Annotated in this window: 30 protein-coding genes and 1 pseudogene; 8 read left to right on the top strand and 23 right to left on the bottom strand. The window is 66.7% G+C overall.

Annotation, left to right across the window (positions count from 1 at the left end):
* The first annotated feature begins 2 nt into the window (after window positions 1–2).
* Genes JQ639_RS24225 through JQ639_RS24235 form a run of 3 tightly spaced genes read left to right on the top strand, consistent with a single transcriptional unit; the run spans window position 3 to window position 2,088 of the window.
* Complete coding sequence (locus JQ639_RS24225; protein WP_116970732.1) at window positions 3–866, top strand: DUF6671 family protein; 864 nt, start codon at window positions 3–5, stop codon at window positions 864–866.
* A gap of 24 nt (window positions 867–890) precedes the next feature.
* The gene (locus JQ639_RS24230; protein WP_116970733.1) at window positions 891–1,142 is read left to right on the top strand and encodes a hypothetical protein; all 252 of its coding nucleotides are present in this window, start codon (window positions 891–893) and stop codon (window positions 1,140–1,142) included.
* A gap of 37 nt (window positions 1,143–1,179) precedes the next feature.
* Window positions 1,180–2,088: a LysR family transcriptional regulator gene (locus JQ639_RS24235; RefSeq protein WP_116970738.1), complete on the top strand. Its 909-nt coding sequence runs from the start codon at window positions 1,180–1,182 to the stop codon at window positions 2,086–2,088.
* A 34-nt stretch (window positions 2,089–2,122) separates the two neighbouring features.
* On the opposite strand, the gene JQ639_RS24240 is transcribed toward JQ639_RS24235, so the two are convergent.
* Genes JQ639_RS24240 through trbB form a run of 11 tightly spaced genes read right to left on the bottom strand, consistent with a single transcriptional unit; the run spans window position 2,123 to window position 11,805 of the window.
* The gene (locus JQ639_RS24240; RefSeq protein WP_116970734.1) at window positions 2,123–2,347 is read right to left on the bottom strand and encodes a DUF2274 domain-containing protein; all 225 of its coding nucleotides are present in this window, start codon (window positions 2,345–2,347) and stop codon (window positions 2,123–2,125) included.
* A 2-nt stretch (window positions 2,348–2,349) separates the two neighbouring features.
* The gene (locus JQ639_RS24245) at window positions 2,350–3,564 is read right to left on the bottom strand and encodes a TraB/TrbI/VirB10 family type IV secretion system protein (RefSeq protein WP_201280134.1); all 1,215 of its coding nucleotides are present in this window, start codon (window positions 3,562–3,564) and stop codon (window positions 2,350–2,352) included.
* On the bottom strand, window positions 3,561–4,586 hold the full coding sequence (trbG, locus tag JQ639_RS24250; RefSeq protein ID WP_116970735.1) for a P-type conjugative transfer protein TrbG: 1,026 nt from the start codon (window positions 4,584–4,586) through the stop codon (window positions 3,561–3,563). The genes JQ639_RS24245 and trbG overlap by 4 nt, the downstream gene beginning before the upstream one ends.
* Entirely contained in the window at window positions 4,583–5,266 is a 684-nt protein-coding gene (trbF, locus tag JQ639_RS24255; protein ID WP_116970736.1) for a conjugal transfer protein TrbF, read from the bottom strand. The genes trbG and trbF overlap by 4 nt, the downstream gene beginning before the upstream one ends.
* Window positions 5,266–6,606 (bottom strand): P-type conjugative transfer protein TrbL, encoded by a 1,341-nt coding sequence (trbL, locus tag JQ639_RS24260; protein WP_137900593.1) that lies wholly within the window; start codon window positions 6,604–6,606, stop codon window positions 5,266–5,268. Before trbL ends, trbF begins: the two co-directional genes overlap by 1 nt.
* Window positions 6,607–6,610: 4 nt before the next feature.
* The gene (trbK-alt, locus tag JQ639_RS24265; protein ID WP_137900594.1) at window positions 6,611–6,994 is read right to left on the bottom strand and encodes a putative entry exclusion protein TrbK-alt; all 384 of its coding nucleotides are present in this window, start codon (window positions 6,992–6,994) and stop codon (window positions 6,611–6,613) included.
* 10 nt (window positions 6,995–7,004) lie between these two features.
* Complete coding sequence (gene trbJ, locus JQ639_RS24270; protein ID WP_137900595.1) at window positions 7,005–7,766, bottom strand: P-type conjugative transfer protein TrbJ; 762 nt, start codon at window positions 7,764–7,766, stop codon at window positions 7,005–7,007.
* Window positions 7,763–10,201 carry a conjugal transfer protein TrbE gene (gene trbE, locus JQ639_RS24275; protein WP_137900596.1) on the bottom strand — a complete coding sequence of 813 codons (2,439 nt, stop codon included), beginning with the start codon at window positions 10,199–10,201 and terminating at the stop codon, window positions 7,763–7,765. Before trbE ends, trbJ begins: the two co-directional genes overlap by 4 nt.
* Window positions 10,202–10,211: 10 nt before the next feature.
* Entirely contained in the window at window positions 10,212–10,493 is a 282-nt protein-coding gene (locus JQ639_RS24280; RefSeq protein WP_065998026.1) for a VirB3 family type IV secretion system protein, read from the bottom strand.
* A complete protein-coding gene (locus JQ639_RS24285; RefSeq protein ID WP_033965391.1) occupies window positions 10,493–10,825 on the bottom strand; it encodes a TrbC/VirB2 family type IV secretion system protein in 333 nt (110 codons plus the stop codon). Before JQ639_RS24285 ends, JQ639_RS24280 begins: the two co-directional genes overlap by 1 nt.
* Window positions 10,822–11,805, bottom strand: coding sequence for a P-type conjugative transfer ATPase TrbB (gene trbB, locus JQ639_RS24290; protein ID WP_137900597.1), 984 nt, complete (start codon window positions 11,803–11,805; stop codon window positions 10,822–10,824). Before trbB ends, JQ639_RS24285 begins: the two co-directional genes overlap by 4 nt.
* A 376-nt stretch (window positions 11,806–12,181) precedes the next feature.
* Here trbB and JQ639_RS35400 point away from each other — a divergent pair.
* A pseudogene (locus JQ639_RS35400) lies at window positions 12,182–12,428 on the top strand (VOC family protein); the annotation flags it as partial.
* Here the strand turns inward: JQ639_RS35400 and JQ639_RS35720 are convergent.
* Together JQ639_RS35720 and JQ639_RS24305 are read right to left on the bottom strand one after the other, a co-directional pair.
* Window positions 12,406–13,344: a GNAT family N-acetyltransferase gene (locus JQ639_RS35720; RefSeq protein ID WP_137900598.1), complete on the bottom strand. Its 939-nt coding sequence runs from the start codon at window positions 13,342–13,344 to the stop codon at window positions 12,406–12,408. The pseudogene JQ639_RS35400 and the gene JQ639_RS35720 sit on opposite strands and share 23 nt — an antisense overlap.
* Entirely contained in the window at window positions 13,341–13,766 is a 426-nt protein-coding gene (locus tag JQ639_RS24305) for an SAM-dependent methyltransferase (protein ID WP_137900599.1), read from the bottom strand. Before JQ639_RS24305 ends, JQ639_RS35720 begins: the two co-directional genes overlap by 4 nt.
* A 161-nt stretch (window positions 13,767–13,927) precedes the next feature.
* Between JQ639_RS24305 and JQ639_RS24310 the strand changes: the two genes are divergently transcribed.
* The 4 genes from JQ639_RS24310 to JQ639_RS24325 are packed head-to-tail and all read left to right on the top strand — an operon-like array spanning window position 13,928 to window position 15,815.
* Window positions 13,928–14,266: an ArsR/SmtB family transcription factor gene (locus JQ639_RS24310; RefSeq protein ID WP_116970616.1), complete on the top strand. Its 339-nt coding sequence runs from the start codon at window positions 13,928–13,930 to the stop codon at window positions 14,264–14,266.
* On the top strand, window positions 14,256–14,723 hold the full coding sequence (locus tag JQ639_RS24315; protein WP_116970615.1) for an SRPBCC family protein: 468 nt from the start codon (window positions 14,256–14,258) through the stop codon (window positions 14,721–14,723). The genes JQ639_RS24310 and JQ639_RS24315 overlap by 11 nt, the downstream gene beginning before the upstream one ends.
* Window positions 14,723–15,178, top strand: coding sequence for an SRPBCC domain-containing protein (locus JQ639_RS24320; protein WP_137900600.1), 456 nt, complete (start codon window positions 14,723–14,725; stop codon window positions 15,176–15,178). Before JQ639_RS24315 ends, JQ639_RS24320 begins: the two co-directional genes overlap by 1 nt.
* Before the next feature lie 49 nt (window positions 15,179–15,227).
* Window positions 15,228–15,815 (top strand): uridine kinase family protein, encoded by a 588-nt coding sequence (locus JQ639_RS24325; protein WP_157973342.1) that lies wholly within the window; start codon window positions 15,228–15,230, stop codon window positions 15,813–15,815.
* A 50-nt stretch (window positions 15,816–15,865) separates the two neighbouring features.
* Here JQ639_RS24325 and JQ639_RS24330 read toward each other — a convergent pair whose 3' ends face one another.
* From JQ639_RS24330 to parA, 10 genes are all read right to left on the bottom strand, one after another.
* Window positions 15,866–16,294 (bottom strand): CopG family transcriptional regulator, encoded by a 429-nt coding sequence (locus tag JQ639_RS24330; protein ID WP_116970689.1) that lies wholly within the window; start codon window positions 16,292–16,294, stop codon window positions 15,866–15,868.
* A 9-nt stretch (window positions 16,295–16,303) separates the two neighbouring features.
* Complete coding sequence (locus tag JQ639_RS24335; RefSeq protein ID WP_137900601.1) at window positions 16,304–18,289, bottom strand: conjugal transfer protein TraG; 1,986 nt, start codon at window positions 18,287–18,289, stop codon at window positions 16,304–16,306.
* A 407-nt stretch (window positions 18,290–18,696) separates the two neighbouring features.
* Entirely contained in the window at window positions 18,697–19,089 is a 393-nt protein-coding gene (locus JQ639_RS24340) for a VOC family protein (RefSeq protein ID WP_137900602.1), read from the bottom strand.
* 228 nt (window positions 19,090–19,317) lie between these two features.
* Window positions 19,318–21,057: a relaxase/mobilization nuclease domain-containing protein gene (locus JQ639_RS24345; RefSeq protein WP_137900603.1), complete on the bottom strand. Its 1,740-nt coding sequence runs from the start codon at window positions 21,055–21,057 to the stop codon at window positions 19,318–19,320.
* A gap of 244 nt (window positions 21,058–21,301) precedes the next feature.
* On the bottom strand, window positions 21,302–22,078 hold the full coding sequence (locus JQ639_RS24350; RefSeq protein WP_137900604.1) for a lytic transglycosylase domain-containing protein: 777 nt from the start codon (window positions 22,076–22,078) through the stop codon (window positions 21,302–21,304).
* A gap of 4 nt (window positions 22,079–22,082) precedes the next feature.
* A complete protein-coding gene (locus JQ639_RS24355; RefSeq protein ID WP_137900605.1) occupies window positions 22,083–22,418 on the bottom strand; it encodes a DUF736 domain-containing protein in 336 nt (111 codons plus the stop codon).
* 46 nt (window positions 22,419–22,464) lie between these two features.
* Window positions 22,465–23,010 carry a S26 family signal peptidase gene (locus JQ639_RS24360; RefSeq protein WP_137900606.1) on the bottom strand — a complete coding sequence of 182 codons (546 nt, stop codon included), beginning with the start codon at window positions 23,008–23,010 and terminating at the stop codon, window positions 22,465–22,467.
* Window positions 23,007–23,528: a DUF2840 domain-containing protein gene (locus JQ639_RS24365; RefSeq protein ID WP_137900607.1), complete on the bottom strand. Its 522-nt coding sequence runs from the start codon at window positions 23,526–23,528 to the stop codon at window positions 23,007–23,009. The genes JQ639_RS24360 and JQ639_RS24365 overlap by 4 nt, the downstream gene beginning before the upstream one ends.
* Complete coding sequence (locus JQ639_RS24370) at window positions 23,525–23,779, bottom strand: hypothetical protein (RefSeq protein WP_137900620.1); 255 nt, start codon at window positions 23,777–23,779, stop codon at window positions 23,525–23,527. The genes JQ639_RS24365 and JQ639_RS24370 overlap by 4 nt, the downstream gene beginning before the upstream one ends.
* Window positions 23,776–24,414, bottom strand: a complete 639-nt coding sequence (parA, locus tag JQ639_RS24375) for a ParA family partition ATPase (RefSeq protein WP_137900608.1) — start codon at window positions 24,412–24,414, stop codon at window positions 23,776–23,778. The genes JQ639_RS24370 and parA overlap by 4 nt, the downstream gene beginning before the upstream one ends.
* Window positions 24,415–24,433: the final 19 nt, after the last annotated feature.

Here is a 24,433-nt window from a genome sequence, read left to right on the forward strand (position 1 = left end):
TCATGCCGGCCGCTCCGCGCCCCTACGACGATGAACTGGCGATGCTCGCGACGATGCACGCCAAGGAGCGGGTGATCGCGCCGCTGCTGGAACGATCGCTCGGCGTGCGCGTCAGGGTAAGCAGCGGCATCGATACTGACCGGTTTGGGACCTTCAGCCGGGACGTCGAGCGGACCGGCTCGCAGCTCGATGCCGCGCGGGCCAAGATCGCGGCGGCGTTCGCGGAAGCGCCCGACGCTCAGTTCGCGTTGGCCAGCGAAGGCAGTTTCGGCCCTCATCCTTACATCCCGTTCGCGCCGCTCGCCCGCGAGATCGTCGTCCTGGCCGATCGCGCGCGCGGGATTGAGCTCATCGGTCGTCATGCGAGCCTGACCACCAACTTCAGTCACGCGGTTGTTTCAGACTTGCCCAGCGCGCGCGCATTTTGCGAGCGGGCCCAGTTCCCCGGTCATGGCGTGATCGTCATCGGCTGCATCGACGGTGAGCCGGCGCCTGGCCGCGCGCTCATCAAGGACATCGCCAGCGCGGCGGACCTCGACAACGCTGTGACTCAGACGATCGCGATGTGCGGCGCGGCCTTCGTCGAGACCGACATGCGAGCCCATCGCAACCCGACCCGCATGCGCGCCATCAAAGCCGCCACCCTCGATCTGGTCCGCCGGTTCCGCAGCAAGTGTCCCGTGTGCGCGGCGCCCGGATTCGCGGTAACCGAGCGGCTTTCCGGTCTGCCCTGTTCGTGGTGCGGCGGGCCAACTCTGGCGATCAAGGCGGACGTGCTTTCGTGCGAGGGCTGTGGTCATCGGATCGAGCGCCCCGTCGCAGCGACGACGGCGGACCCAGGTCAATGCGGCGATTGCAACCCCTGAGGTCAGTCGAGAGAGGAGGTCCACATGGCAGAAGTCGGAAAGCCCCGCGACGGCCCAGCAGACACCGACTCGATGATCGAATGGGTCCTGTCGCACCCTGGTATGAGCAAGTGGCTAAAGGACGCGCTGCGTAGCGCACTTGATCGGAACCCCTTTGATGTCCTCAACGACCTCGAAATATTGAAACACCTGTCGACAGCACGATGCCGATCAGCGCTGAGCTCCTATTACGCGGAACCCGACAGCGGCGCCGTCGAGTCCGTCGACAAGGATTGAGCCTGCGCCTCGAGAGATGACAGGAGGCGTTGAAAGGATGGAGCTTCGGCATCTTCGCTACATGGTTGCAGCCGCCGAGCGGGGGAGCTTCCGGCGCGCCGCTAAAGCAATGGGAGTCCACGAGTCCGCTATTAGCCGCCGCGTGCGCGACCTTGAGGATGAGATCGGCGCAGCACTGTTTGTCCGCCATCACGGGGGCGTTCAACTCACCCATGCAGGCAACCAGTTTCTCGTCCGGGCACGCAAGGCCCTGCGGCATATTGGTCATGCAGCGATGGATGCCGGCTCGCACGGGCGTGGAGAGGCTGGAGCTGTCCGGATCGGCATATTCTCTTCTCTTGCTTCCGGATTCCTCGCTGATCTGCTGCGCAGCTTCATTGCGGCACATCCGGCCATCCGACCCGACCTTGTCGAGGGCGGACCGTCTACGCACATCAACGCGATACAGCGGCTTGAACTTGACGTTGCGTTTCTCACTGGCGAACCGAGCGCGGAGGGCTGTGATGTGGCACAGCTTTGGACGGAACGCGTTTATGTGGCAGTCCCCCTGGGTGACGAGTTGTCGAAGATGGCGGTTATTTCGTGGGCGGCCCTATACGAGCGACACTTCATCATCAGCGATACCGACCCCGGGCCCGAAATCCACGACTATCTCATCAAGCACCTCGCTGACCTCGGTCGTCACCCGAGCATTGAGAGCCATCGCGTTGGGCGAGATAATCTGATGCACCTCGTGGCCCTTGGGCGAGGTCTGACTTTGACAAGCGAAGCGACCATAGCGACGCGCTTCCCCGGTGTTGTTTACCGGCCGCTCTCGGACGATCTCCTCACGTTCTGTGCCGTATGGTCTCCGCGAAACGACAATCCGGCCTTGAGACGATTGCTCAGCCTCGCCAAGTCGCTGTCAGCGCCCCAAGGGCTCGCAAGGTCACGCGTCGATTCCTAAGTCTTGAATCAATTACAATGTCGTCGAATGCGGTTCAGCTACCTGTTGTCCGACGCGCTTTTGCGAACGCTCGATCGGTCGCCATGAACCGCTCGATCATCGGTGAAATCAGCTTGATCGGATCACCGACAGGCCGACCCGTCTCGCGCGCGAGCACCTCGGCGTAGGCGATCAGGTTCCGATGGACGGTCGCCGGCAGTTCGACCGACGCCTTAACCGGCTTGTCGTCGTCGAGGGCGCCAAGTTTCAGCTTCGCCATGGTCAACCTCCATAGGGCTCGAGAACAAGGTCGCGCGTTACGATGACCCGTACGGGGAATCCCGGTCGGATCGTAAGCGTCGGCGCGACGTTGAGCTGACGGCGGACGATCTGCTGGCCGGCGTCATTGATGGTGTCCTGTCCGCCGTTGCGGATCGCCTGGATCAGGCGGTTCTCATCGTTGGTCGCGAGCTCGGCGCCGACGCTTAGCAACGTGGAGAGGCCAGCCGCCTTGGCGAGATCCCACCAATGATAATCGACGCCGTCCTGAAGACCGGCGTAGCCTTCCGCATCAGCACCGGGCTGACGCTCGAGCACAATTGACCGGCCGTTCGGGAAGATCAGCCGGTTCCAGACCAGCAGCACGCGGCTTTGACCGAACTGAACGTTGTTGTCGTATTGGCCGATGATGCGCGTGCCTTGTGGCACGAGCAGGGTACGTCCGGTTGGGCTGTCATAGATGTTTTCGGTCACCTGGGCTGCAATTTGGCCCGGAAGGTCGGAACGGATGCCGGTAATGAGCGCGGCGGAGATGACCGCGCCCGCCTGCAGGATGTTCGGCGACGCCGGCGCGGCGACGCGGTCGGGGGCGACCGTGCGCCGATCGGCGGCGGCATTGAGGAAGGCGAGCTGCCGATCCTGCGCTGTGGGTGTGGCGGGTTGCGGCGCCAGCCCGAGGCCTGTGAGATCGGGCGCCGGTGGGGGCGCGACAGAGGCAACGCCGGCTGCCGGCGATGACAGCGGACGGCCCTCCGTCCCGGCAAAGAGCTTGGCAGTGCGCGCGGTCTCGATCTCCTGGAGACGTCGTTGCTCCTCGGCGCTGAGGCCGGGGTTCGGCGTGGCGATGCCGGGCACCGGCACCGGTTGGCCGCGGTTCTGCGCGTCGAGGATTGGGCGACCGAGATCGCCTGGGAGCGGTGGTCCGAGCTGCGGAACCCGGCTGTAGTCGCGCGGGAGGCTCGCCAAGCCGTCCGCGGTCGAGCGGTTGTCGGTGGAATAGAGCTCCTCGGAGGCCTTGCCGCCGTCGCGGGTTTGAAGCGCGTAGATCAGGGCGCCGCCGAGGCCGACGCTCGCGACCAGCCCGATCCCGGCGAGCACCTTGCGTGACAGCCGCGTGACCCTTGGTGCTTCGGCGCGCAGCCGCATGGTCGAGGCAGCCTCCGGGGCGGCCCCCGTCAGCGGCGCCGTCTCGTCTTTCGGGGACTGCGGCTCGCTCACGATGTGGGCCTCCCGTCGGTGCGGGTAACGCGAACCCGCCTCTGGCGATCGCCGGCGCCCAACCGCAGCTCGGCGGCCGCGAACAGGCGATCGACGATCATGTAGTTGCCGCGAACGCGGTAGTTCACGAGCTCGGACGTGTTGCCCTCAGGGCCGACCACGAACAACGGCGGCATCTCGCCCTGGGCGATGCCCCGGGGGAACTCGATGAACACCTGCCGCCCATCGTCATAGGCGCGCAGCGGCCGCCAAGGCGCGCGGTCGCCCTCGATGGCGTAGCGGAAGTTGATGTTGGCGAGGTCGACGCCGGTAGCGACCGGCCGCGCCGCCTCGGCCTGCGCGTTCTGGCGGCGAAGCGCGATCAGCTGATCCTGCGGATACTGCCAGGAGACCGACGCCATATAGGTCCGCTCGGTGGAGCGCAGCTCCATATGGTAGGTGCGCAGGTTGGTGTTGATGACCAGGTTCGTCATCAGGTCCGCACGGGTCGGCTTCACCAGGATATGGACTTGGGTGGTCGCGCCGGAGCCGCTCTGGGTGTCGCCGATGATCCAGCGCACCGTGTCGCCGGCGGCCACCGGCCCCGAGCCGACGAGCTGTTCGCCGGGCTGGAGCGCAATGTCGGTGATCTGCCCGACGGCGGTATAGACTTGATAGAGCGCGCCCTGCGTCCACGGATAGACCTGCATGGCGTTGATGAAGCCGTCGCGAACCGGCTGCACCCGCGCGGCGGCATTGGCCTGGTTGACCCGCGCGGCAGGATCGGTCGGCTCGGGCGTCCGGCGACGTTCCTCTACCGGCTTCATCTGGCCGGGCAACGGCAGCGGGCGTGGCAGCTCCACGACCTGGACCGGCGCAGGCGGATCAACCGTCTGCACTGCGGGCGCGGCGTCGTCATACGAAATCTCGGGCGGCTTTTGCGTGGTGGCGCAGCCGGCGAGCGTGGTTGCTGAGAGCAGCAAAGCCGCGATTGTGGACGTGCGGAAAGCCGGGTTTCCGGCTCTACGGAAAGACGGCTTCATTGTCCAAGCTCCCGTGACCAGTTGATGGCGTTGACGTAGATGCCGAGCGGGTTCGCGCGCAGCCGGTCGGCATTGCTCGGGACCTGCACGACGATGGTGAGGATGGCGGTCCAGCGGCTCGTCTCGGCGAGCTGGCCGTTCTCGTAGCGGCGCTCGGTCCAGGCGACGCGGAACGAGTCCGGCGACGCCCGGATCACGCTCGAGACGTCGATCGCGACCTGGATCCGCCCGACCTTGGTGAAGGGGTCGTTCGAGCGTGCATAGTCGTTGAGCGCCGCGGCGCCGCGATCGGTGGTGAAATCGTAGGCGCGCAGCCAATTCTGGCGGACGATGATCGGGTCGGCGGGGATCGAGCGGACCTGCTCGATGAAGCGCGCGAGATGGAAGGCGATCTGGGGATCGGTGGGACGATAGTCCGCGACCGCGGGCGCGATCGCCTGCGCCTGGCCGAGCCGGTCGACCTGCACCACCCAGGGCACGACCGTGCCGCGCGCCGATTGCCAGACGAGCGCGGCCGCGAACCCGGCAGACAGGATCAGCGAGCCGAAGGCCATCAGCCGCCAGTTCCTGGCCTGGACGCGGGCGCCGCCGATCCGGTCATCCCAAACCTGGGCGGCGCGTTGGTAGGGCGTCTCGGGCTCGGGGGTCTTGCCGTAGTGTGTGGAAGGTCTTTTGAACATCAGCGGTCGCTTTCGGAGAGGTTGATGGAGGAGCCGCCGCCATGGCTGTCGCCGCTGCGCACCGCGTGCGCGGCGGCCGTCACGCCGTGGCTGAGGGCTTGGGAGCGTTTCATGCGGCGGGCCCAGGCGGGCGGCGCGTCACTGGCCGCCGACGAGGCTGCGTCCGTCGCGCCGCCGCCGATCGAGCCCATGGTCGACGAACCGCCCGTCGCCTCGAACGCGGTCTTGCCGCCCTCCGAGAAGCTCGACTTCATGCTGGCCGCGGCGCGGCGCAGCGGCGAAGTCGCCCCGCTGCCGGCGGCGCGGGCGACGCCGCCGAGGCCGGAAGCCACGCCAGCCGCGCCCGACTGACCCGCCGCACCGAGGCTGTAGGCGGTGGACGCGCCGCCCGCCATCGCGGCGCCGCCCCGTGCGGCGGCGGCCGCGCCGCCGGCCACGGCTCCGACACCACCGGCGGCCAGACCGGCCGCGGCGCCGCCGGCGGCGATCATGCCTCCGGCCGCGAGCCCGGTCCCGACCGCCGCGCCGGCGCCGAGCTGAGGGCCGCCGGACACCAGCCCGTTGGCGATGCCGGGCCCGAAGATGCCAAGTCCGAGCAGCGACAGTGCGGCGAGCACGATCGCCATGGCCTCATCGATAGTCGGATTGGCGCCGCCGAAACCGGCGGTGAACTCGGAGAACAGTGTCGAGCCGATACCGATGATGACGGCGAGCACCAGGACCTTGATGCCCGACGAGATGACGTTGCCGAGCACCCGCTCGGCCATGAAGGCGCTCTTTCCGAACAGGCCGAAGGGGATGAGCACGAAGCCGGCGAGAGTCGTCAGCTTGAATTCGATCAGGGTAACGAAGAGCTGGATGGCGAGGATGAAGAAGGCGAGCAGCACCAGCGCCCAAGCGAGGAACATGCAGGCGATCTGGATGAAGTTCTCGAAGAACGACCAGTAGCCCATCAGGCTGGAGATCGAATCGAGCAGCGGTCGGCCGGCATCGAGCCCGGTCTGCGCGACCTTGCCGGGGCGCAGCAGATCGGCGGTCGTGAAACCGGTGCCGGAGGCCTTCAGGCCGAGGCCGGCGAAGCTCTCGAAGACGATCCGCGCGAGGTTGTTCCAGTTGCCGATGATGTAGGCGAACACGCCGACGAACAGGGTCTTCTTGACCAGGCGCGCCATGATGTCGTCGTCGGCGCCCCAGCTCCAGAACAGGGCGGCGAGCGTTACGTCGATGACGATCAGCGTGGTCGCGATAAACGCGACCTCGCCACTCAAGAGGCCGAAGCCGCTGTCGATGTAGCGGGTGAAGATCTCGAGGAAATGATCGATGACGCCGGTGCCGCCCATGATGCTATCGGGCCTCGTCCAGCTGCGGCGCCATTTCCTTGCGGATCGGATCATCCGGCATGGAGCGAGTTCCGGCCGCGTCGGGCGGCGTCGGCGGAACCTCGGTGGCCGGGGTGGCGCGCACGCCCGGCCGCGCGCCGGGAGCAAGGAACCGCTCGCGGCTTTCCGCCCAGGCGGAGAGGCATGCCGGATCGCGGGGACCGGCTTCGCCGAGGCGCTGGCACCGGATCAGCTCCGCGCGCAGCGGGTCGGCCGCCACCGCGACGGCGGCGCGCGCGAACGCCGCCGCCGGTTCTTCCTCTTTCCGGGTCATCTCGATCGCCGTCGCAGTGACCGCGACAGCGACGAAGACGATGGCCCCGATCCGCGCGAAAAGCTTGCCGTCCATAAGCTCGCCCTCAGTTCCCGCTTGGGAACATCCGGGCGTTGCCGGGCTGATAGCCGACGCCGGGGGTCAGGAACCGTCGGCGCTGCTCGCGGCCCTGTTCGGCAGCCGCCGCGCGTTCGGCTTCCGAGAGCGATTGCGCGCGGCCGTTGGCGGCGACGACGGCGGTGAGATCGGCGAGCTGTTGGGCCTGGAGTGCGAGGAGCTGGTTGCCGGCCTGGGCCGCCTGCAACGCGCCGGTAGCGCCCTGGCTCTGGCCAACCAGCGCGGACAGCTGCGTGCGGTTGGTGTCGATGTTGCCGACGACGCCCGCCTGCACCCGCATCGCGTCCTGCAAACCGCCAACCGTGTTCTGCCAGCGCTCGCGGGCCTGGGCGACGAGCTGGGCGTCAGACGCGGAGAGTGAGGCGTTGCCGTAGGTCGACTGGAAGGCGCGGTCGACCTGCTGGACGTCGAAGGCGATGTTTTGCGCCTGATTCAGGAGCTGCTGGGTCCGCTGCACGGACTGTTGAAGCTGCTGCAACGAGGAGTAGGGGAGGCTGGCCAGATTGCGCGCTTGATTGATCAGCGATTGCGCTTCGTTCTGCAGCGAGGTGATCTGGTTGTTGATCTGCTGCAGCGCGCGCGCCGCCTGAAGGACGTTCTGGGCGTAGTTGGTCGGATCGTAGACCACCCACTGCGCAGCGGCCGGGGTGGTGAGGACCGGCGACAACGCGACGGGCACGGCGAAGATGCTGGCGGACAAAAGGGCCGCGCGCGAGCGACGAAGGATCATGGTCGGGTCTCCAGGTTGGTGAGGTCGGGGATCAGGTCGGCGGCCCAGCCGACGCCGCGCAGGCCCAGCCATTCGGCGAGGAAGGCGTCGCGGCCGTGCTCGGCGAGGACGCGCTCGATGGCGGCCTGGTCGGTCTTGGAGGATGCGGCGCATAGCGCCAGCGCGACCTCGCCGAGGCCGAGCTCGAACAGCCGGTTGCCGCGGCGGGACTGGCAGTAATAGTCGCGCTTGGGCATGGCCCGGGCGAGGATCTCGATCTGCCGGTCGTTGAGGCCGAAGCGCCGGTAGATCGCGGTGATCTGCGGCTCGATCGCCCGCTCGTTCGGCAGGAGCAGCCGGGTCTGGCAGCTCTCGATGATGGCGGGCGCGATGGCCGATCCATCGATGTCCGACAGCGACTGCGTGGCGAATACGACGGAGGCGTTCTTCTTCCTCAAGGTCTTCAGCCATTCCCGAAGCTGGCCGGCGAATCCCTCGTCATCGAGCGCCAGCCAGCCTTCGTCGACGATCAGCAAGGTCGGGCTGCCGTCGAGGCGGTCCTCGATGCGGTGGAACAGATAGGGGAGCACCGCTGGCGCCGCGCCGGTGCCGATCAGGCCCTCGGTCTCGAACGCCTGGACGGACGCTTGACCCAGATGCTCGCTCTCGGCGTCGAGCAGGCGACCGTAGGGGCCGCCGACGCAGTAGGGGCGGAGCGCCTGTTTGAGGTCGTTGGACTGCAGGAGGACTGCGAGCCCGGTGATCGTGCGCTCGCCCACCGGCGCGCTGGCCAGCGAGGTCAACGCCGTCCAGAGATGTTCCTTCACCTCGGGCGAGATGGTCACGCCCTCGCGCATGAGGATGGCGACGATCCAGTCGGCGGCCCAGGCGCGCTCGGGCACCTCCTGGATGCGGGCGAGCGGCTGCAGCGACACGCTGTCGGTGGCGCCTTCCGTCAAGCCGCCGCCGAGGTCGTGCCAGTCACCGCCACAAGCAAGCGCAGCCGCACGGATCGAGCCGCCGAAGTCGAAGGCGAAGACCTGCGAACCCGGGTATCGCCGGAACTGCAGCGCCATCAGCGCCAGCAGGACGGACTTGCCGGCGCCGGTCGGGCCAACCACCAGGGTGTGGCCGACGTCGCCGACGTGAAGGGAAAACCGGAACGGGGTGGAGCCTTCGGTCTTGCCGAACAGCAAGGGGGGCGCACCGAAATGCTCGTCCCGTTCCGGCCCCGCCCACACCGCTGACAGGGGAATCATGTGGGCGAGATTGAGGGTGGAGATCGGCGGTTGCCGAACATTGGCGTAGACATGACCCGGCAGGGAGCCGAGCCAGGCATCGACGGCGTTGACCGTCTCAGGCATCGCGGTGAAGTCGCGCCCCTGAATGACCTTCTCGACCAGGCGCAGCTTCTCGGCCGCGACGCGTGGATCAGCGTCCCAGACGGCGACGGTCGCCGTGACATAGGCCTGACCGGCATAATCGGCGCCGAGCTCCTGCAGCGCGAGATCGGCATCCGCCGCCTTGTTGGCTGCGTCGGTGTCAACCAGCACGGAGGCCTCGTTGGTCATCACCTCCTTCAGGATCGCGGCGATCGACTTGCGCTTGGAGAACCATTGCCGCCGGATCTTTGTCAGCAGCTTGGTGGCGTCGGTTTTGTCGAGCAGCACCGCGCGGGTCGACCAGCGATAGGGGAAGGCGAGGCGGTTGAGATCGTGGAGCAGGCCGGGCGTGGTCGCCGTTGGAAAGCCGACGATGGTGAGGACGCGCAGATGCGCCTCGCCGAGCCGCGGCTCGAGGCCGCCGGTCAGCGGCTGGTCCGCCAGCAGCGCGTCGAGATACATCGGCGTCTCGGGCACGCGCACGCGGTGGCGTTTGGTAGAGACGGTCGAATGAAGGTAGGTCAGCGTCTCGCCATCATCGAGCCAGGCGCATTCGGGCATGAAGCTCTCGACGAGCTGGAGCACGCGGTTGGTGCGATCGACGAAGCCGCGCAGCGCCTCCCAGGCGTCAACGCCCTTCTCGGCCTTGCCTTCGTAGAGCCAGCTTTCAGCGCGTGCGGCGTCCTCGGCCGGGGGCAGGAAGACGAAGGTGAGGAAATAGCTCGACTCGAAATGCGAGGCGTCTTCCTCGAAGTCGGCTTTGCGCTCGGCGTCGACCAGCGCGGATGCGGGCTCTGGAAAGCGGCTCGCCGGGTAGGCGCCGACGCTGTGACGCTGGGCCTCGACAAAGATCGCCCACCCGGAGCCCAGGCGGCGGAAGGCGTTGTTGAGCCGGCCGGCGACCGCGACGAGCTCAGCCGGCACCGCGGAATCGAGATCGGGCCCGCGGAAGCGTGCTGTGCGCTGGAAGCTGCCGTCCTTGTTGAGGACAACGCCTTCGCCAACCAGCGCCGCCCAAGGTAGGAAGTCGGCGAGGCGGGTCGAGGTCCGGCGATACTCGGCAAGGTTCATCATGCGGTCGGCCTCAGACGTTCAGGAAGCCGGGGATACGCAGGTGGCGGCGCACCACATCGACGAACTGCGGATCGCGCTTGGCCGCCCAGACGGCGGCAAGGTGCCCGACCGCCCAGAGTCCCAAGCCCACCAGCCAGAGGCGCAATCCGAGGCCAAGCGCCGCCGCCAGCGTGCCATTGAGGATGGCGATCGAGCGCGGCGCGCCGCCAAGCAGGATGTGCTCCGTCAAGGCGCGGTGCACCGGCACGCTGAAGCCAGGCACTTCGCCGGCGCTGTCGGCAAGGCCCGTCATCAAACGAGCGCCCCGCCGCCGAAGGAGAAAAACGACAGGAAGAAGCTCGATGCCGCGAAGGCGATCGAGAGGCCGAAGACGATCTGGATCAGCCGGCGGAAGCCGCCGCTCGTGTCGCCGAAGGCGAGCGTCAGGCCGGTGACGATGATGATGATCACCGCGATGATCTTGGCGACCGGTCCTTCGATGGACTGCAGGATCTGATTGAGCGGTTGCTCCCACGGCATGGACGAGCCGGAGGCGTGGGCGGCCGGCGCGAACGCAACGCTGAAAAGCGCGAGACTGACCGCCGTTGTGAGGCGGCGACGTAGGGCCAAGGACCGGCGGATCATGCGGGATCTCCTGAGGGGGGCTGGGTTGCGGGGGTTACGTGGTAGTCGCCGTCGGGACGGAGGCCCTCGATCCGGGCGAGTTCGGCCAGGCGGCGATTGGACCCGCGGCCGCTCAGCACCGCGACCAGATCGATCGTCTCGGCGATCAGGGCGCGCGGGACGGTGACGACGGCTTCCTGGATGAGCTGCTCGAGGCGGCGTAGCGCGCCTAGCGCGGTGCCGGCGTGGATTGTGCCGACGCCGCCAGGGTGGCCGGTGCCCCAGGCCTTCAAGAGGTCGAGCGCCTCGGACCCGCGCACCTCACCGATGGGGATACGGTCTGGTCGCAGGCGCAGCGACGAGCGGACCAGCTCAGAGAGGGTGGCGACGCCATCCTTGGTGCGCATCGCGACCAGGTTTGGGGCCGCGCATTGCAGCTCGCGCGTGTCCTCGATCAGGACGACGCGGTCGGCGGTCTTTGAGATCTCGGCGAGCAAGGCGTTGGTGAGCGTGGTCTTGCCGGTCGAGGTGCCGCCGGCCACGAGGATGTTGCGCCGATCGGCCACGGCGCGACGAAGGACGTCGGCCTGATCCGCCGACATGATCGCGGACGCGACGTAGTCCTGCAGCGTAAAGACCGCGACGGCGGGCTTGCGGATCGCGAAGGCCGGCGCCGCCACGACGGGGGGCAACAGCCCCTCGAACCGCTCTCCGGTTTCGGGCAGCTCGGCTGAGACGCGTGGTGCGCCGGCATGAACCTCGGCGCCGACGTGATGCGCCACCAGGCGCACGATACGCTCGCCGTCGGCGGCGGACAGGCACTCTCCCGTATCAGACAGCCCCTCGGACAGGCGGTCGATCCAGAGCCGCCCGTCGGGGTTGAGCATCACCTCGACGACTGTGGGGTCTTCCAGGAATCCGGCGATGGCGGGGCCGAGCGCGGTGCGCAACATGCGCGCGCCGCGTAAGCTCGCCTCGGATCGCTGGTGAGAAGCCGCCATGTCGTCCCCGTTCGTGAAGGGACCGCGGACGAGCGGCCCTGGATCGGGGATGAGTAGAAGAGGCAGAAATGTGGGCGCGGCAACAAGGGAATGCGTTCGTAGAACCGTAGCGTAGAAATACAGGTAAAGGGCGGACCTGCGGAATAGCTTGCGATCCTTCGCCGGTCAGCGTGCCCAACTTTGGAGATCGTCCAATGGCGCTAAAGAGATATCTCGAATGTGCTGTAGCTCTCGAACCCCGTACTCAATCACTTCCGCGATCATATCGCAGAGAGCTTCTGGGCACTCGCATGGCCAGGATCGCTTGTAAGAAAGACCGTCTGCCATTGGGTGCGAATACGTCGGAATCGGATAGATCGCGCGCAGTACCAAGCGACCTTACGTCGCCCGCGGACGCGCGACTGACATCCTTCTCAATTTCGAAGTCGACGATGTTGACACCGTGCATGGCCAGGTTGTTGCCGACGGGATCCCTATGCTCCTGTCCTTGCGCGATGAGGACTTCGGCCAGCGCCACTTCATCACTAGCGACCCCAACGGGGGTGCTGATCGACATCATCAAGCCGATCCCGGCCAGCGCGGAGTTCGCAGCCAGCTATGTTACCGGGGATTCGCCGAGGTAGCGAAATCGACCGCAGACAAAGCCTTGCGGACCTCCAGGCTGCCGGGAACGCGACGGAAGCCAATCGAGGCGTTGAGCCGAAGCGCCGCAGTATTGGCGTCGAGGTTCGTTGTCCGCATCGTCGTGATGCCCGACATTTGCGCCGCAGCGATCAGGCGCAGCTTGAGCGCGAGGCCGACATGCCTGCCGCGCCAGTCGGGCAACACGCCAGTGAAGTAGGAATAGATCTCCTGGCCCAAAGCGTGGCCGATGGTGAGGCCGACGGGTCTGCCGTTAAACCCGGCAACAACGACCCATTCCGGTCGCGAGGCCGGAGTCTCGCGCAGTACCGAAAAACAGCGCGCCAACGTCCATGACGGGAGGTCTCGCATGTCGGGCGCATCGGCGATGAGGGTCTGCAACAGCATCGCCACCGCCTTCCACTGCGCCTCACTGGCTCCGGTCATGTCCGAGAGCGTCACCCCCGCGCGCACTGCCGACTGACCGTCGAAGGTCCGAAGGTCGAGCAGACTGTCGCAACGCAGCGCGTGGCGCTGAAACCCGCGTGCCTCGGCCCAGGCCTGCGGACCGGATGCTGCCTCAGGTATCGTGGCGACAAGCCCCCGAAAACCGCGCCCGATGGCTTCGCTCTCCACAAGGCCGAGCATGGTGCTGCCTCTCCCCCGGCCGCGATGATCGGGATCGACAGTGACCTGCACGGCAAGATGATCAGATAGCGCATAGGGCGAGTTGGCGATCTGCCCGAGGGCAACGGCCCGGTCATTGTCGTAACCAAGCCAGCGCAGACGCAGATCGCCCGCCGGCCATCGTGCCTCGCGGTCCAGGAACTCGGGCAGGCTGATCGGCGTGAGCCGAAGCAGGTTCATCAGGCGCAATGCGTCTTCGGCACGATCCATCGTGAAGGGCACGATCCTCACCTTGGCGTCTCCGCAGGTATCTCAACGCCATCGACGAAGATCCGTCCGCTTGGGGCAAGCGCCGCGCGAATTCGCGGCCAGGCGCGAGCGCCGGCCGCGGGATGACGGCCGTCGAGCGCGCCGACGCGGACCGCCACGACAAGATCGAACGGCGCCTCGCCGGGTCCCATCACGAAATCCTCGGCCGCCACCGTTCGGAATGACAGACGGCCGGCAGCGACCTGCTCCTTGGAGCCTGCGATCGCCTGCGCGATGGCCCGGTCTGACCGGTCGATCCCGAGCACATACCCGCTGCCGATCGCCGACGACATGGCGCGCGTCAGCGCTCCGGGACCGCATCCCACCTCGAGCACGCGTATACAGGGCGAGAGAGGCAGGGCTTCGAGGATTGCCTTCAGACGTAGGGACAGCCGTTCAGTCACTTTTCTCCTCCGGACAGGCTCGGTGGCTTCGACGGGTTTGGTGCGACGACGTCGTCCGTGTCGTTTGGTTTCATCATGACCTTCGCTCCGCCGGATGGAAGACACCTTTCCATATGGCTAGGTATCTTGACGAGCACTGTGCCAAGTCAATAGATAGCCATATGGCTAACCTTGATTCGATTTTCCACGGACTCGCTGATCCCACCCGCCGTGCGGTGATCGCCCGGCTGGCAGCCGGCCCCGCGCCTGTCTCTGAGCTTGCCGCGCCGCATGACATGGCGCTGCCGAGCTTCCTCAAGCACCTGAAGGTGCTGGAGGCGGGCGGATGGATTGAATCCGACAAGGCCGGCCGCATCCGCACCTGTCGGCTCAAGGCTGAAACGGCGAAAGCCGCCGAAGGCTGGCTGGGCCAGCAGCGGTCACTTTGGGAGGCGCGTCTCGACCGCCTCGATGCATTTCTAGCGAATCTACCCGGTGAAGGAGAAAATAGTGACGCATGATGCCAAACTCGATCTCGTGCTGGAGCGGACGGTCAGGGCCACACCCGCCCAGCTCTGGCGCGCGTGGACGGAGCCCGACCTGCTCAAGCAATGGTTCGCACCGAAACCTTGGACGGTAGCGCGCGTCGCGATCGACCCCCGCGCCGGGGGAATCTTCTCGGTCGTGATGGCGTCGCCGGACGGCGCCGAAATGGATGAAACGCCAGGCTGCGTGCTGCTGGCAGAGCCTCGGAAGCGTATGGTATGGACCGATGCGGTCGGGCCCGAGTTCCGTCCGAATTCCGAAACCTTCATGACCGCCGACATCACGATGGAGGCGGTGGAAGGCGGCACCCGCTATCGGGCACTGGTGCGCCACAAGTCAGACGCAGACCGTCAGAAGCATGAGGAGATGGGCTTCCATGATGGCTGGGGCACGTGCCTCAACCAGCTCGAAGCCTTGGCCGGAGGGCTCTGATGGCGGGCAACCCGATCAAGCACGGAAGCTTCACCATCGAACGGAATTACTCTGCGCTGCCGGCCAAGGTTTTCGCGGCGTTCGCGCAGGCCGACGCGCGGCGCAAGTGGCTGGTCTTCGCCGACGGCTGGACCATCCATGAGTATCGGCCAGCCGAACCGACCGTGGCAGGCGCCGTTGAGTTCACCCGGTTCAGCCCCCGGGGAGCGGACTTCGTCCTCACGAACGCCACGACCTGGCTGCACGTAGATGAGGGCAACACGCTCATCTACGCCTACCACATGACATTGGAGGGGACGCCGCTGTCCTCTTCGCTCGTCACCATCAGCTTCAACTCCGATGGCGCCGGTACGCGTTTGGAGCTGACCGAACAGGGCGCCTACTTCGACGGCGACATCGCCGGCCGGGAAGCAGGTACGAGAGCGCTCCTCGATGAAGTGGAGAAGGTGCTTTGAAAGGAGGATCGCTGAACAGCCCGACGCAATCAGCGAACGGAGTGGTCGAATGATGCGTGCCAGCGATGAGGTCACGCTGGCCGGGATCATGACCGAAGCGGCGCAGCGTAAGGGGCTGCCCTTGATCGTCGCGGTTGATGGCAGAAGTGGTGTCGGCAAATCGACGTTGGCGAGGACGCTCGCCGAGCGGGTCGAGGCCTGCGTGATCGAGGGCGACGACTTTTATGCGGGCGGGATCGAGCTTCGGGCGGATAGCGCCGTAGCGCGCGCAGCGGCCTGCATCGATTGGACGAGACAACGATCGGTGCTCCAAGGCCTTGCGGCCGGCCGGGAGGCATGTTGGCGCGCCTTCGACTGGGACGCTTTCGATGGACGGCTGCGCGATGAGCCGACGTGGATCGGCCCAAGGCCGATCGTGATCCTGGAAGGGGTCTATGCGGCGCGTCCGGAACTGGCCGACCTGCTCGATCTGCGCGTCGCGCTCTTGGCGCCGGACGATGTGCGCTTGGCGCGGTTGGCCGCTCGGGAAGGAGCGATCGGACCTTGGGAGCGGCAGTGGCATGAAGCTGAGGATTTCTACTTCAAGAGCGTGATGCCCCCTGACGCGTTTGACGTGGCCATTAATCTCACCCCCTGAGCCCGAGCGTCGCAAACCTGGTCGCGTAGCCGAGGTGGTCCCGGCACCGATCAATTGCCGCCTGCAGGAACGTCCTCCGAGATTTCCTGTCGCAGCTTCGGCCCCTTGGCGAGTCGCCGGCCGAGGGCCGCGACGAACGCATCGTAGCGCTCGCCGGCCTGTGCGCGGGCGGCGGCTTGGGCCGGCTCAGGCAAGGGTGGATTGGTCGTGAGCCAGAAGCGCACGAAGACCGCCAGTGTCTCGACCGAGATACCGAGGTCGCGTTCCATGCGCGTCATGCGCCGATCGAGTTGATCGAGCCGCTTCGTCGTGGCCGCCTCCTGCCGCTCGGCGGCGTCGGGAGACAGGAAGGACGCGATGGCCGCCTCCGCGACGAGAGAGCGCGAATGATCCCGGCGCGCGGCATAATCCGCCAGCGCCTTCATGACCTCCCGGTCGAGGTAGACGGACAAGCGCTGTTTTTTCGAGCTTGATGCCATCGCCGCCTCTCACAGCTCCATGCCGTCGTTGGGATCAAGCGACACTTGCCGGGCCACACCCTGCACGAGCCGGTTCATCCGGCTGATCCGGGCGCTGTCGTCTTCGGCGTCATCATCGAGATCTGCCGCAAACTCGTTCTCGATCGGGACCTTCTTCTCGACCGCTTGGGCGTGGCTCAATTCGGGCTGGTGGCGGCGCTCCGATCCCGTCGGATCCTCACCGTCAGTCCCGCCCTGCTCGACGGCTGGTTCGGTTTGCGGTGACCGCGGCAACGGCAAGGCGCTCCAATCGTCGGGATTTGCCTCAGGCGACTTCGCCAAAGAGGGCGGTGGCAGGATGCGCTCCTGGAAGCGCCGGTCCTCGAAATAGCGCGCCTTTTTTGCGCGGATCGGCGGCGTCCCAGCCACCATGACGATCTCATCGGCCGGTGGGAGCTGCATCACCTCGCCGGGGGTGAGCAGCGGCCGCGCCGTCTCCGAGCGCGAGACCATAAGGTGGCCGAGCCAGGGCGAGAGGCGGTGCCCGGCATAGTTCTTCATCGCGCGCATCTCGGTCGCGGTTCCGAGCGCATCGGAAACCCGCTTGGCGGTACGCTCGTCGTTTGTCGCGAAGCTGACCCGGACATGGCAGTTGTCGAGGATCGAGTTGTTCGGCCCGTAAGCCTTCTCGATCTGGTTCAGCGACTGCGCGATCAGGAAGCTCTTCAGGCCGTAGCCGGCCATGAAAGCCAAGGCGCTTTCGAAGAAGTCCAGGCGTCCGAGCGCGGGAAACTCATCGAGCATCAGGAGCAGCCGGTGGCGTCCGCCTTTGGCCTGCAGGTCCTCGGTCAGCCGTCGGCCGACCTGGTTGAGGATCAGGCGGATCAGCGGCTTGGTGCGCGCGATGTCGGAGGGCGGCACCACCAGATAAAGCGTGGTGGGTCGTTTCCCCCCAATGATATCCGTAATGCACCAGTCGCAACGGCGCGTGACTGCGGCGACGACGGGATCGCGGTAGAGGCCGAGGAACGACATCGCGGTAGAGAGCACGCCTGACCGTTCGTTGTCCGATTTGTTGAGCAGCTCGCGCGCGGCGCTGGCGATGACCGGGTGGGGACCGGCCTCGCCGAGATGCGCGGTCTTCATCATGGCGGCCAGTGTCGATTCGATCGGTCGCTTCGGGTCGGAAAGGAAAGCGGCGACACCGGCCAGCGTCTTGTCGGCTTCGGCGTAGAGGACATGGAGGATGGCGCCGACGAGGAGCGCGTGGCTGGTCTTCTCCCAATGGTTCCGTTTCTCCAGGCTCCCTTCCGGATCGACCAGGATGTCGGCGATGTTCTGGACGTCGCGTACCTCCCACTCGCCGCGGCGGACCTCGAGCAGAGGATTGTAAGCGGCCGACTGCGCATTGGTGGGATCGAACAGCAGCACCCGGCCGTGCCGGGCGCGAAAGCCCGCAGTGAGCTGCCAGTTCTCACCCTTGATGTCGTGGACGATCGCGGAGCCCGGCCAGGTCAGAAGCGACGGAACGACGAGGCCGACTCCTTTGCCGGACCGGGTCGGAGCAAAGCAGAGCACATGCTCGGGTCCATCATGACGGAGATAGGCGCGGTCGAGCTTGCCGAGCACTACGCCATCGGGTCCGAGTAACCCGGCGGACCTCACCTCGTCCGGGCGTGCCCATCGCGCCGAGCCGTAGGTCTCGACGTTCTTGGCCTCGCGTGCCCGCCACACCGACATGCCGATCGCGACCGCTATCGAAATGAAGCCACCCGATGCGGCGATATAGGCGCCTTCGACGAAGATCGGCGGCGCATAGGCATCGTAGAAATACCACCACCAGAAGAAGGCCGGTGGGTAGTAGATGGGCCAGCCGAACAGCTCGAACCAGGGTGAGCCGAGCTGCGGCTGGAAGCCGAGCCGCCAAGCCGTCCATTGCGTCGCCGCCCATGTGGTCAGGACCACGATCAGCAAGACGGTGAGGATCTGACCCCATAGGATTTTCGTGGCAGACAAGCAGATTTCCTCGACGGTGACTGCATCGAGGTCAGTGCTTGGCCGGCCAGATTGCAAGACGCGTTTTCGGGGATCGCATTGCCGGCAACCTTGGCGCGCGAATACAGGTCTTGGCGTAGAAAGTTTCATTGTCCGAGACCGGCGCCCGCATGACACCTGACCCCGTATTGCGCTGGGGCAGGCATTTCTCGCCATCGGCCGGTTCGCGATGATCGCCTGGGGCCGGACTTCTAGCCCGTGCCAAAGGCGACGCTACGGATAGGCAGCTTTTGCCATATCGGCGACGGGCGGCTGACTGACTATGCGGGCGAACCCCAAGGTGAGCATTTGAACGGCGCGCTCAGCAGCTGACTCCCTGTGGAGTCCGGAATGTCGGCCTTTGCGACAAGAACCGATTGAACCGGAGGCTAGAAATAAGGCCCGTTGCTCAGGCGCTGGGAGATCCACCATATGTTGCCTGCGGGATCTCTGATGCCCCCTTGCAGATCTCCATAAGGCATGTCGGCCGTATCCATGATCTTGTCGGCGCCAGCTCCCAATGCTTTGTCCATCGCTGCATCGGCATCGTCGACGTAAAGGTAAAAGGCAGCTGAGCTCGCTGGAAAATCCTCGGACGCTTCGCTGATCATGATCGTCGCGGTCTCGAATCTCATCTGGCAATTGGCGATGCGGCCGTCGGGAGCGATGCTTCTACCGATTTCGCGCGCGCCGAATGCGGCCTCGAGGAAGCGTACATAATCCTCGCCTCCATCTACAAAAATGTACGGCGTCACCACCGCGAAACCTTCTGGAACGGGCATGTCACTCTTCCTTTGGGTGCGAAATACGATGTCTAGCTCAGCCTTTAAGGTCAACGCGGAAGCCTACGTTTGGCGGAAACGTCATCACCGCGGTCGAACGCTGGCAGTGTGCCAGCCTGTAGCGACGCCATCCAGGTGGCGGGCACGCTCGTCGGCCAGGCCACGTTGGCCCCCTGTCCAACGATGGGGTCTCGGCTTCCTGTAAACTATTCCAAAACGCAACTCCAACTATAGGCCGAGGCCCCGCTTGCGGCCGAAGCTCCAGTCGACGCCGCCGTCGCCGCGCGAGACGCCGGAAACATGCTGACCGAGCTGCCTTTCCAGCGAGGGGGACCAAGGCACGAGCTGGAAGCCGAGCCCGTCGTCGATCATCGCGAACCGGCCCGAGGCGAGCGTGAAGCGCTGTCGGTAGCTGCCGGCGACATACTCGCCGGCCGCGGCGCGGGTCAGCGGCCGGCCGATTTCGGTCGTCAACTGTTTCGCGAGGGCGTTCAACTCACGCTGGCGGAGCGTCTCGATCAGCCCGGGTCGGAAGCTGACGCCGCGAGCCTGGCGTTCGGCAAGACCTTGCCCGATCAAATGTTCGGCGCGTGCGTCCATCGCGTGGCGAACCTCCGCGCCGAAACCGGCACCGCCGAGCGCGACCGGCTCGCGCGCGATCGCCTGCCGGTCCAGCCAGGTGGCGCCGCTCGCGGTAATCTGTTGTTCGATCGCCAGGTCCGAGCGGACCGCCAACGCGACCCGTCGCTGACCCCGCGCGTCGTCGAATTTGCGGAGTTCGACGATCGAGCCCGGCGCACTGTCGCCGGCGGCGTCGAGGTCGGCGAGTCTGACGTGGTGCGTGCGGCCATCGACGCCGTCGATCACGGCGAAGGCTGTGCCCTTCAGCTCGTCGTCGAGGCCGCGGGCGACCAGCCGGCCGACGACGGGATCGTCGAGGCTCTCGCCGGCCAACACGTAGCTCGCCGTGCCGCGCTCGATGCCGCGCTCCGAAAGCCCACGATGGATGCGCTTGATGATGTCGCCGCGCTCGCCGAGCTCGCGCAGCGTCGCCTCGGCCTTCTCTGATACCGACCACTGGCCGGGGCCGATCTGGTCGGCGAGTCCCAGTGACTCCAGCTTGCGCAGCCGTCCGACCTTGAGGGCATGGAATTCATCGGGCTGGCGGTCTGGATGCGGTGCGAGGTCGATGACGCCGGTCCGGTAGGTGTCGCGGGCGAGCTGGCGATCGAGATTGGTCCAGCGCTCTGCTTCGATCTGGCGTTCGAGCGTGCGGCGGATCTCCTGATCGGTCCGGACGCCGAGCTCCTGGGTGATCAGGTCGCGCGCGCGATCGCGCATGCCTTCCTTGATGTAGTCCCGCGCGATGACAAGATTTTCGCCGTCGTCGCGCACGCCGCGGAGGATCAGGTGGACGTGCGGATGTTCGGTATTCCAGTGCGCGACGCCGACCCAGTCGAGCCCGGTCCCGAGATCCTTCTCCATCTGGCCGACGAGCTCGCGAGTAAAGCCTTTGAGGTCGGACATCTCGACGGCGTCGTCGGGCGAGACGATGAAGCGGAAATGATGGCGGTCCTCCTCGCACCGTGCCGAGAAGGCCTTGGGATCGGCGTCGTCGATTTCGGGGCCGAACAGCCGGGCCTTCTCTCCATCCCGGGTGACGCCTTCGCGGCGCAGATAGCTCAAGTGGGTGGCGAGCGGCGCGCCTCGTCCCGTGTGGCGCACGACGCGCGCCTTGATCACGGCGCCGCGCGACCGGGCGGTGATGAAGCGATTGGCCTGGACCGAGGCGCGCTGGCCGCGGCCGAAGCGCGAGCGATGGCCGGGTCCGATCGCGCCCTTGCGTGAGACCGATCCGCCTGCGCGCTGGGCGGCGGCCAGCGCCTGGGCGATGAAGGGTCGCGCCCGGTGCGCGCTGGTCGAGCGGATGCGGCCCGGCCGGATGCGGAACTCGTCCTCGCCGCTCATTGTGCCCAGTTCGCACATCGCGCGATCGCGCTGATCTGCCGAGGAAAATACCGAAGTCGCAGGCTGCGCCTCTCATGCGCACATCGCGAATTTGCCGCATAAGTCCCTGAAAAAGCACGACCGACCCGAAGCGCACATCGCGCCCCTTTATCCTGCCATCGTGCGGTTGTGTTGCCTGCTTCTCCTCCCGAAGGTCGCCAGAAGACGCCGGGGCACGCTAGACTGCGATATCGGCTTGGTGCGGTCATCGCGGGCCTCGACTATCGGGTCGTGCGACGAACAGGCCGGTGGACTGCGGCGCCATCGCTAGCGTTTCCTGCACTGGAGCGGGCAGCGGAGCCTCGCCCGAACGGCGTTCAGTTTGCGCCGGATCGGCAGCTGTCGTGCTGCCGCTGTGCGCGATGAACAGCGGCGCCCGCGTCCATGCGAGTGGATCGGCGGCCGCCACTATGGCGGGGCCGGCGATCTCTCCGCCGCCAATGACGGGCGCGAGCGCCGCCACATAGGCCCGCGTTTCAGCCGGCAAGGCTCGGCCGCTCGCCAGGTATTCGTCGTAGCGGCCGGGACCCGCATTGTAGGCCGCGAGGAAGCCGGGCGAGCCGTAGCGGTCGTGCATCTCGCGCAGATAGGCGGCCCCCGCCAGGATGTTCTCGCGGGGATCATAGGGGTCGTTCCCGAGCCCGTGACGGGTGCGCAAATCGGCCCATGTCGCGGGCATGATCTGCATCAATCCCATCGCGCCCGCAGGAGAGATCGCGCGCACCTCGCCGGCGCTTTCGACACGCATGACGGCGCGGAGCCAGCTCTCCGGAACGCCGAAGCGCTGCGCCGCTTCGGTGACGAAGGCGGCGAACGGATCGGCTGGAACCGAGCGGACGATCTGCGGCGTCTGGCCGAGTGCGGCTGCGGGCGGGCCGAGCTGGATTAGCAGACCGGAAAGGAGAAGCGGTGAGAGACGCCGGGCGGCGTGTAACCGCCCGGTGTCGGTGGATGGCTCAAGCGAGCGGCGAAACCTCCACATCGGCTCAGTCCTGCTCGTTGCGCTTGGGCGGACGGCTCCAGTTCAGGCCCCAAGCCGATATGTCGTCGCCCGACTGGAACAGGTTGGCGCGCATCGGACGGGCGAGCGTGGGATCGTCGAGCAGCAGCGAGACGTAGTCGCCGGCCTTCTCGCCGGTGCGTTTCCACGCAGCGCCGACCTCCGGGCCGTCCTCATCGCCGAGATGGATGCGGAAGTCCGGCGCATTCTCGGCGTCGGACGGATCGGCCGGGAGGAGGACGAGTGCAGCATCCAGCGTGAGCGTTCGGATGTGGCCGGAATAGCCGGACTTGGTGCGGGTGAATTGACCGATCAGCGCCATGGAAAGGCTCCTTCTGCTGGTGGTGGGGGAGAGGATCGGCGCGCGGTCATCGTGTTGGCGCGCGCCATTCGAAACGGCCGCTGCCGTCTTCGTCGGTCCACACCGGCATCGCGCGGCCGATGATCGTGCCCGTGGGAAGCGGACCGAAGTAGCGGCCGTCGAGGCTGTCCTCGACGGACCAGTTCATGAGGAAGATTTCGCCCGCCGCGATACGGCGGCAGCCCTGCCAGATCGGCAGTTCGCGACCGAGCCGGTCGCGCGCCAGCGCGTCTCCCATCGGCACGCCGTCGACGCTGACCTGCGCGCCGGCGCGGCAAACCCGTTGTCCGGGAAGGCCGGCGACGCGCTTCAGGAGTGGCACGCCGCGGGGCAGATAGCCACGCCCGGCGAGGAAGGACGCGAGCGGTTCCGGGGCGTCCACGGCCACGAGGTCCGTGACCTCAAGACGGGGCGAGCGCTCGATCGCATAGAGCCCGATCGGCGTGCTGCCGGAGGCATTCCAGATCAGCCTCGGCGTGATCGGCAGCACCGACAGCCCGCCGATCAACATAACGGTCAGACCCGTTGTCATGACATAGCCGAGACGGGTCATGGTGCGACGCTCCGGCGCAGGCGGAACGCCAGGTGGCGCGCGGACGTATAGGTCCGCGGCTCCAAACCGGCGGCCAGCCGGTTGTGGACATGTCGCCAGTAATCCGGCGCGGCGTCGGCGGGATCGAGGCCGCGGTGCTCGACGGCGTCGATGGTCTGCAGCACGCGCTCGACCTTTGGCCATCCATCCACCGTCAGCAGGATGTCCGCGCCAGGACGCACCGATGGCAGCGTCTGAAAGGCCTCGGCGTGCTCCACCGCGCGCCCAATGGCGATGTTGGAGAGGATCGTGCCGAAGTCGTTGGCCGCCCACCGGACCAAGGCAAACGTGCTTCCGGGTGGGAAGCTGACGACCCGTCGGCGGCGATCGAGAATCTGTTCACGCGCCTGCCGGCCGAACCGGATCCAGTCCTCCTGCCGCTTCTCGAGCCAGGTCAGCTCGACGTGGGTGAGCGGGTCGGATGCGGCGTCGGCGGAGCTCTTGTCGCGCCTCGCGGGGCTGGCGTCGGGGGCGATCATTGATCACCTCCTTGGTTCTCGGGATACTCACGCGCGAGCAGCGCGCGCAGCATGTCGGCGACGGTTTGCGCACGCTGGAACGCGGCGATCTTGATCCGTCCGCGCAGCTCCGGCGTGACGTCGATGGTTAGCCGGGCCGTGAAGGCGGCGGCATCGCCGCTTCGCGGCCGTTGCGGGTCGCAGGCCTTGATCCAGCTGTCCGGATCAGCGGGACGCTTGGCGAAGGCACGCTTCGACGACCGCTCGGTCACCATGTGATCCTCCCGATTTCGGCGCAGAGGGCGGTGATCTCGCGCGCCGCTCGGCTTTGCCCGTCGACCTCCGAGACGAGCCGTCCGGATTGAGCGGTGTCGGCGAAGGCGACGCGCTGGCCGATGGTGGAAGCCAGCAGCGGCGGATCGTGGTCGGCGAGCGTCTCGGCGGTGTCGCGGGCGATGACGGTGCGCGCGGCGCAGCGGTTGAGCACGAAGCGTGCGGCGAGCTGCGGGCGGTAGATGCGCGCCTCGCCGAGCAGCGACAGCATCTCGGCGGACGCCCAGCCGTCGAACGGCGATGGTTGCACCGGGATCAGGATCAGATCGGCGGCGAGCAAGGCCGATCGCATCAGCCCGGCGACGCGCGGCGGGCCGTCGATGACGATGTGATCGGCGTCCTGCGCCAGCTCGGGCGCTTCACGGTGGAGCGTGTCTCGCGCCAGGCCGACGACGCCGAACAGGCGCGGCAAGCGCTCACGGGCGCGCTGCTGCGACCAATCGAGCGCGGAGCCTTGCGGGTCAGCGTCAATCAGGGTGACGCGCCGACCCTGGCGCGCCCACTCGCCGGCGAGATGCAGAGCGAGCGTTGTCTTGCCCACGCCGCCCTTCTGATTGAGGAGCGCGACGATCATGACGCGCCCCGGAGCAGGG

Origin of the sequence: Bradyrhizobium sp. U87765 SZCCT0048, assembly GCF_018131225.1 — a bacterium.
GTDB lineage: Bacteria > Pseudomonadota > Alphaproteobacteria > Rhizobiales > Xanthobacteraceae > Bradyrhizobium_A.

Coding starts and splice junctions, on each gene's coding strand:
- JQ639_RS24225 (WP_116970732.1), top strand. CDS start 3: ATGCCGGCCGCTCCGCGCCCCTACGACGATGAACTGGCGATGCTCGCG.
- JQ639_RS24230 (WP_116970733.1), top strand. CDS start 891: ATGGCAGAAGTCGGAAAGCCCCGCGACGGCCCAGCAGACACCGACTCG.
- JQ639_RS24235 (WP_116970738.1), top strand. CDS start 1,180: ATGGAGCTTCGGCATCTTCGCTACATGGTTGCAGCCGCCGAGCGGGGG.
- JQ639_RS24240 (WP_116970734.1), bottom strand. CDS start 2,347: ATGGCGAAGCTGAAACTTGGCGCCCTCGACGACGACAAGCCGGTTAAG.
- trbG (WP_116970735.1), bottom strand. CDS start 4,586: ATGAAGCCGTCTTTCCGTAGAGCCGGAAACCCGGCTTTCCGCACGTCC.
- trbF (WP_116970736.1), bottom strand. CDS start 5,266: ATGTTCAAAAGACCTTCCACACACTACGGCAAGACCCCCGAGCCCGAG.
- trbL (WP_137900593.1), bottom strand. CDS start 6,606: ATGGGCGGCACCGGCGTCATCGATCATTTCCTCGAGATCTTCACCCGC.
- trbK-alt (WP_137900594.1), bottom strand. CDS start 6,994: ATGGACGGCAAGCTTTTCGCGCGGATCGGGGCCATCGTCTTCGTCGCT.
- trbJ (WP_137900595.1), bottom strand. CDS start 7,766: ATGATCCTTCGTCGCTCGCGCGCGGCCCTTTTGTCCGCCAGCATCTTC.
- trbE (WP_137900596.1), bottom strand. CDS start 10,201: ATGATGAACCTTGCCGAGTATCGCCGGACCTCGACCCGCCTCGCCGAC.
- JQ639_RS24280 (WP_065998026.1), bottom strand. CDS start 10,493: ATGACGGGCCTTGCCGACAGCGCCGGCGAAGTGCCTGGCTTCAGCGTG.
- JQ639_RS24285 (WP_033965391.1), bottom strand. CDS start 10,825: ATGATCCGCCGGTCCTTGGCCCTACGTCGCCGCCTCACAACGGCGGTC.
- trbB (WP_137900597.1), bottom strand. CDS start 11,805: ATGGCGGCTTCTCACCAGCGATCCGAGGCGAGCTTACGCGGCGCGCGC.
- JQ639_RS24310 (WP_116970616.1), top strand. CDS start 13,928: ATGGCTAACCTTGATTCGATTTTCCACGGACTCGCTGATCCCACCCGC.
- JQ639_RS24320 (WP_137900600.1), top strand. CDS start 14,723: ATGGCGGGCAACCCGATCAAGCACGGAAGCTTCACCATCGAACGGAAT.
- JQ639_RS24325 (WP_157973342.1), top strand. CDS start 15,228: ATGATGCGTGCCAGCGATGAGGTCACGCTGGCCGGGATCATGACCGAA.
- JQ639_RS24330 (WP_116970689.1), bottom strand. CDS start 16,294: ATGGCATCAAGCTCGAAAAAACAGCGCTTGTCCGTCTACCTCGACCGG.
- JQ639_RS24340 (WP_137900602.1), bottom strand. CDS start 19,089: ATGCCCGTTCCAGAAGGTTTCGCGGTGGTGACGCCGTACATTTTTGTA.
- JQ639_RS24345 (WP_137900603.1), bottom strand. CDS start 21,057: ATGAGCGGCGAGGACGAGTTCCGCATCCGGCCGGGCCGCATCCGCTCG.
- JQ639_RS24350 (WP_137900604.1), bottom strand. CDS start 22,078: ATGTGGAGGTTTCGCCGCTCGCTTGAGCCATCCACCGACACCGGGCGG.
- JQ639_RS24355 (WP_137900605.1), bottom strand. CDS start 22,418: ATGGCGCTGATCGGTCAATTCACCCGCACCAAGTCCGGCTATTCCGGC.
- JQ639_RS24360 (WP_137900606.1), bottom strand. CDS start 23,010: ATGACCCGTCTCGGCTATGTCATGACAACGGGTCTGACCGTTATGTTG.
- JQ639_RS24365 (WP_137900607.1), bottom strand. CDS start 23,528: ATGATCGCCCCCGACGCCAGCCCCGCGAGGCGCGACAAGAGCTCCGCC.
- parA (WP_137900608.1), bottom strand. CDS start 24,414: ATGATCGTCGCGCTCCTCAATCAGAAGGGCGGCGTGGGCAAGACAACG.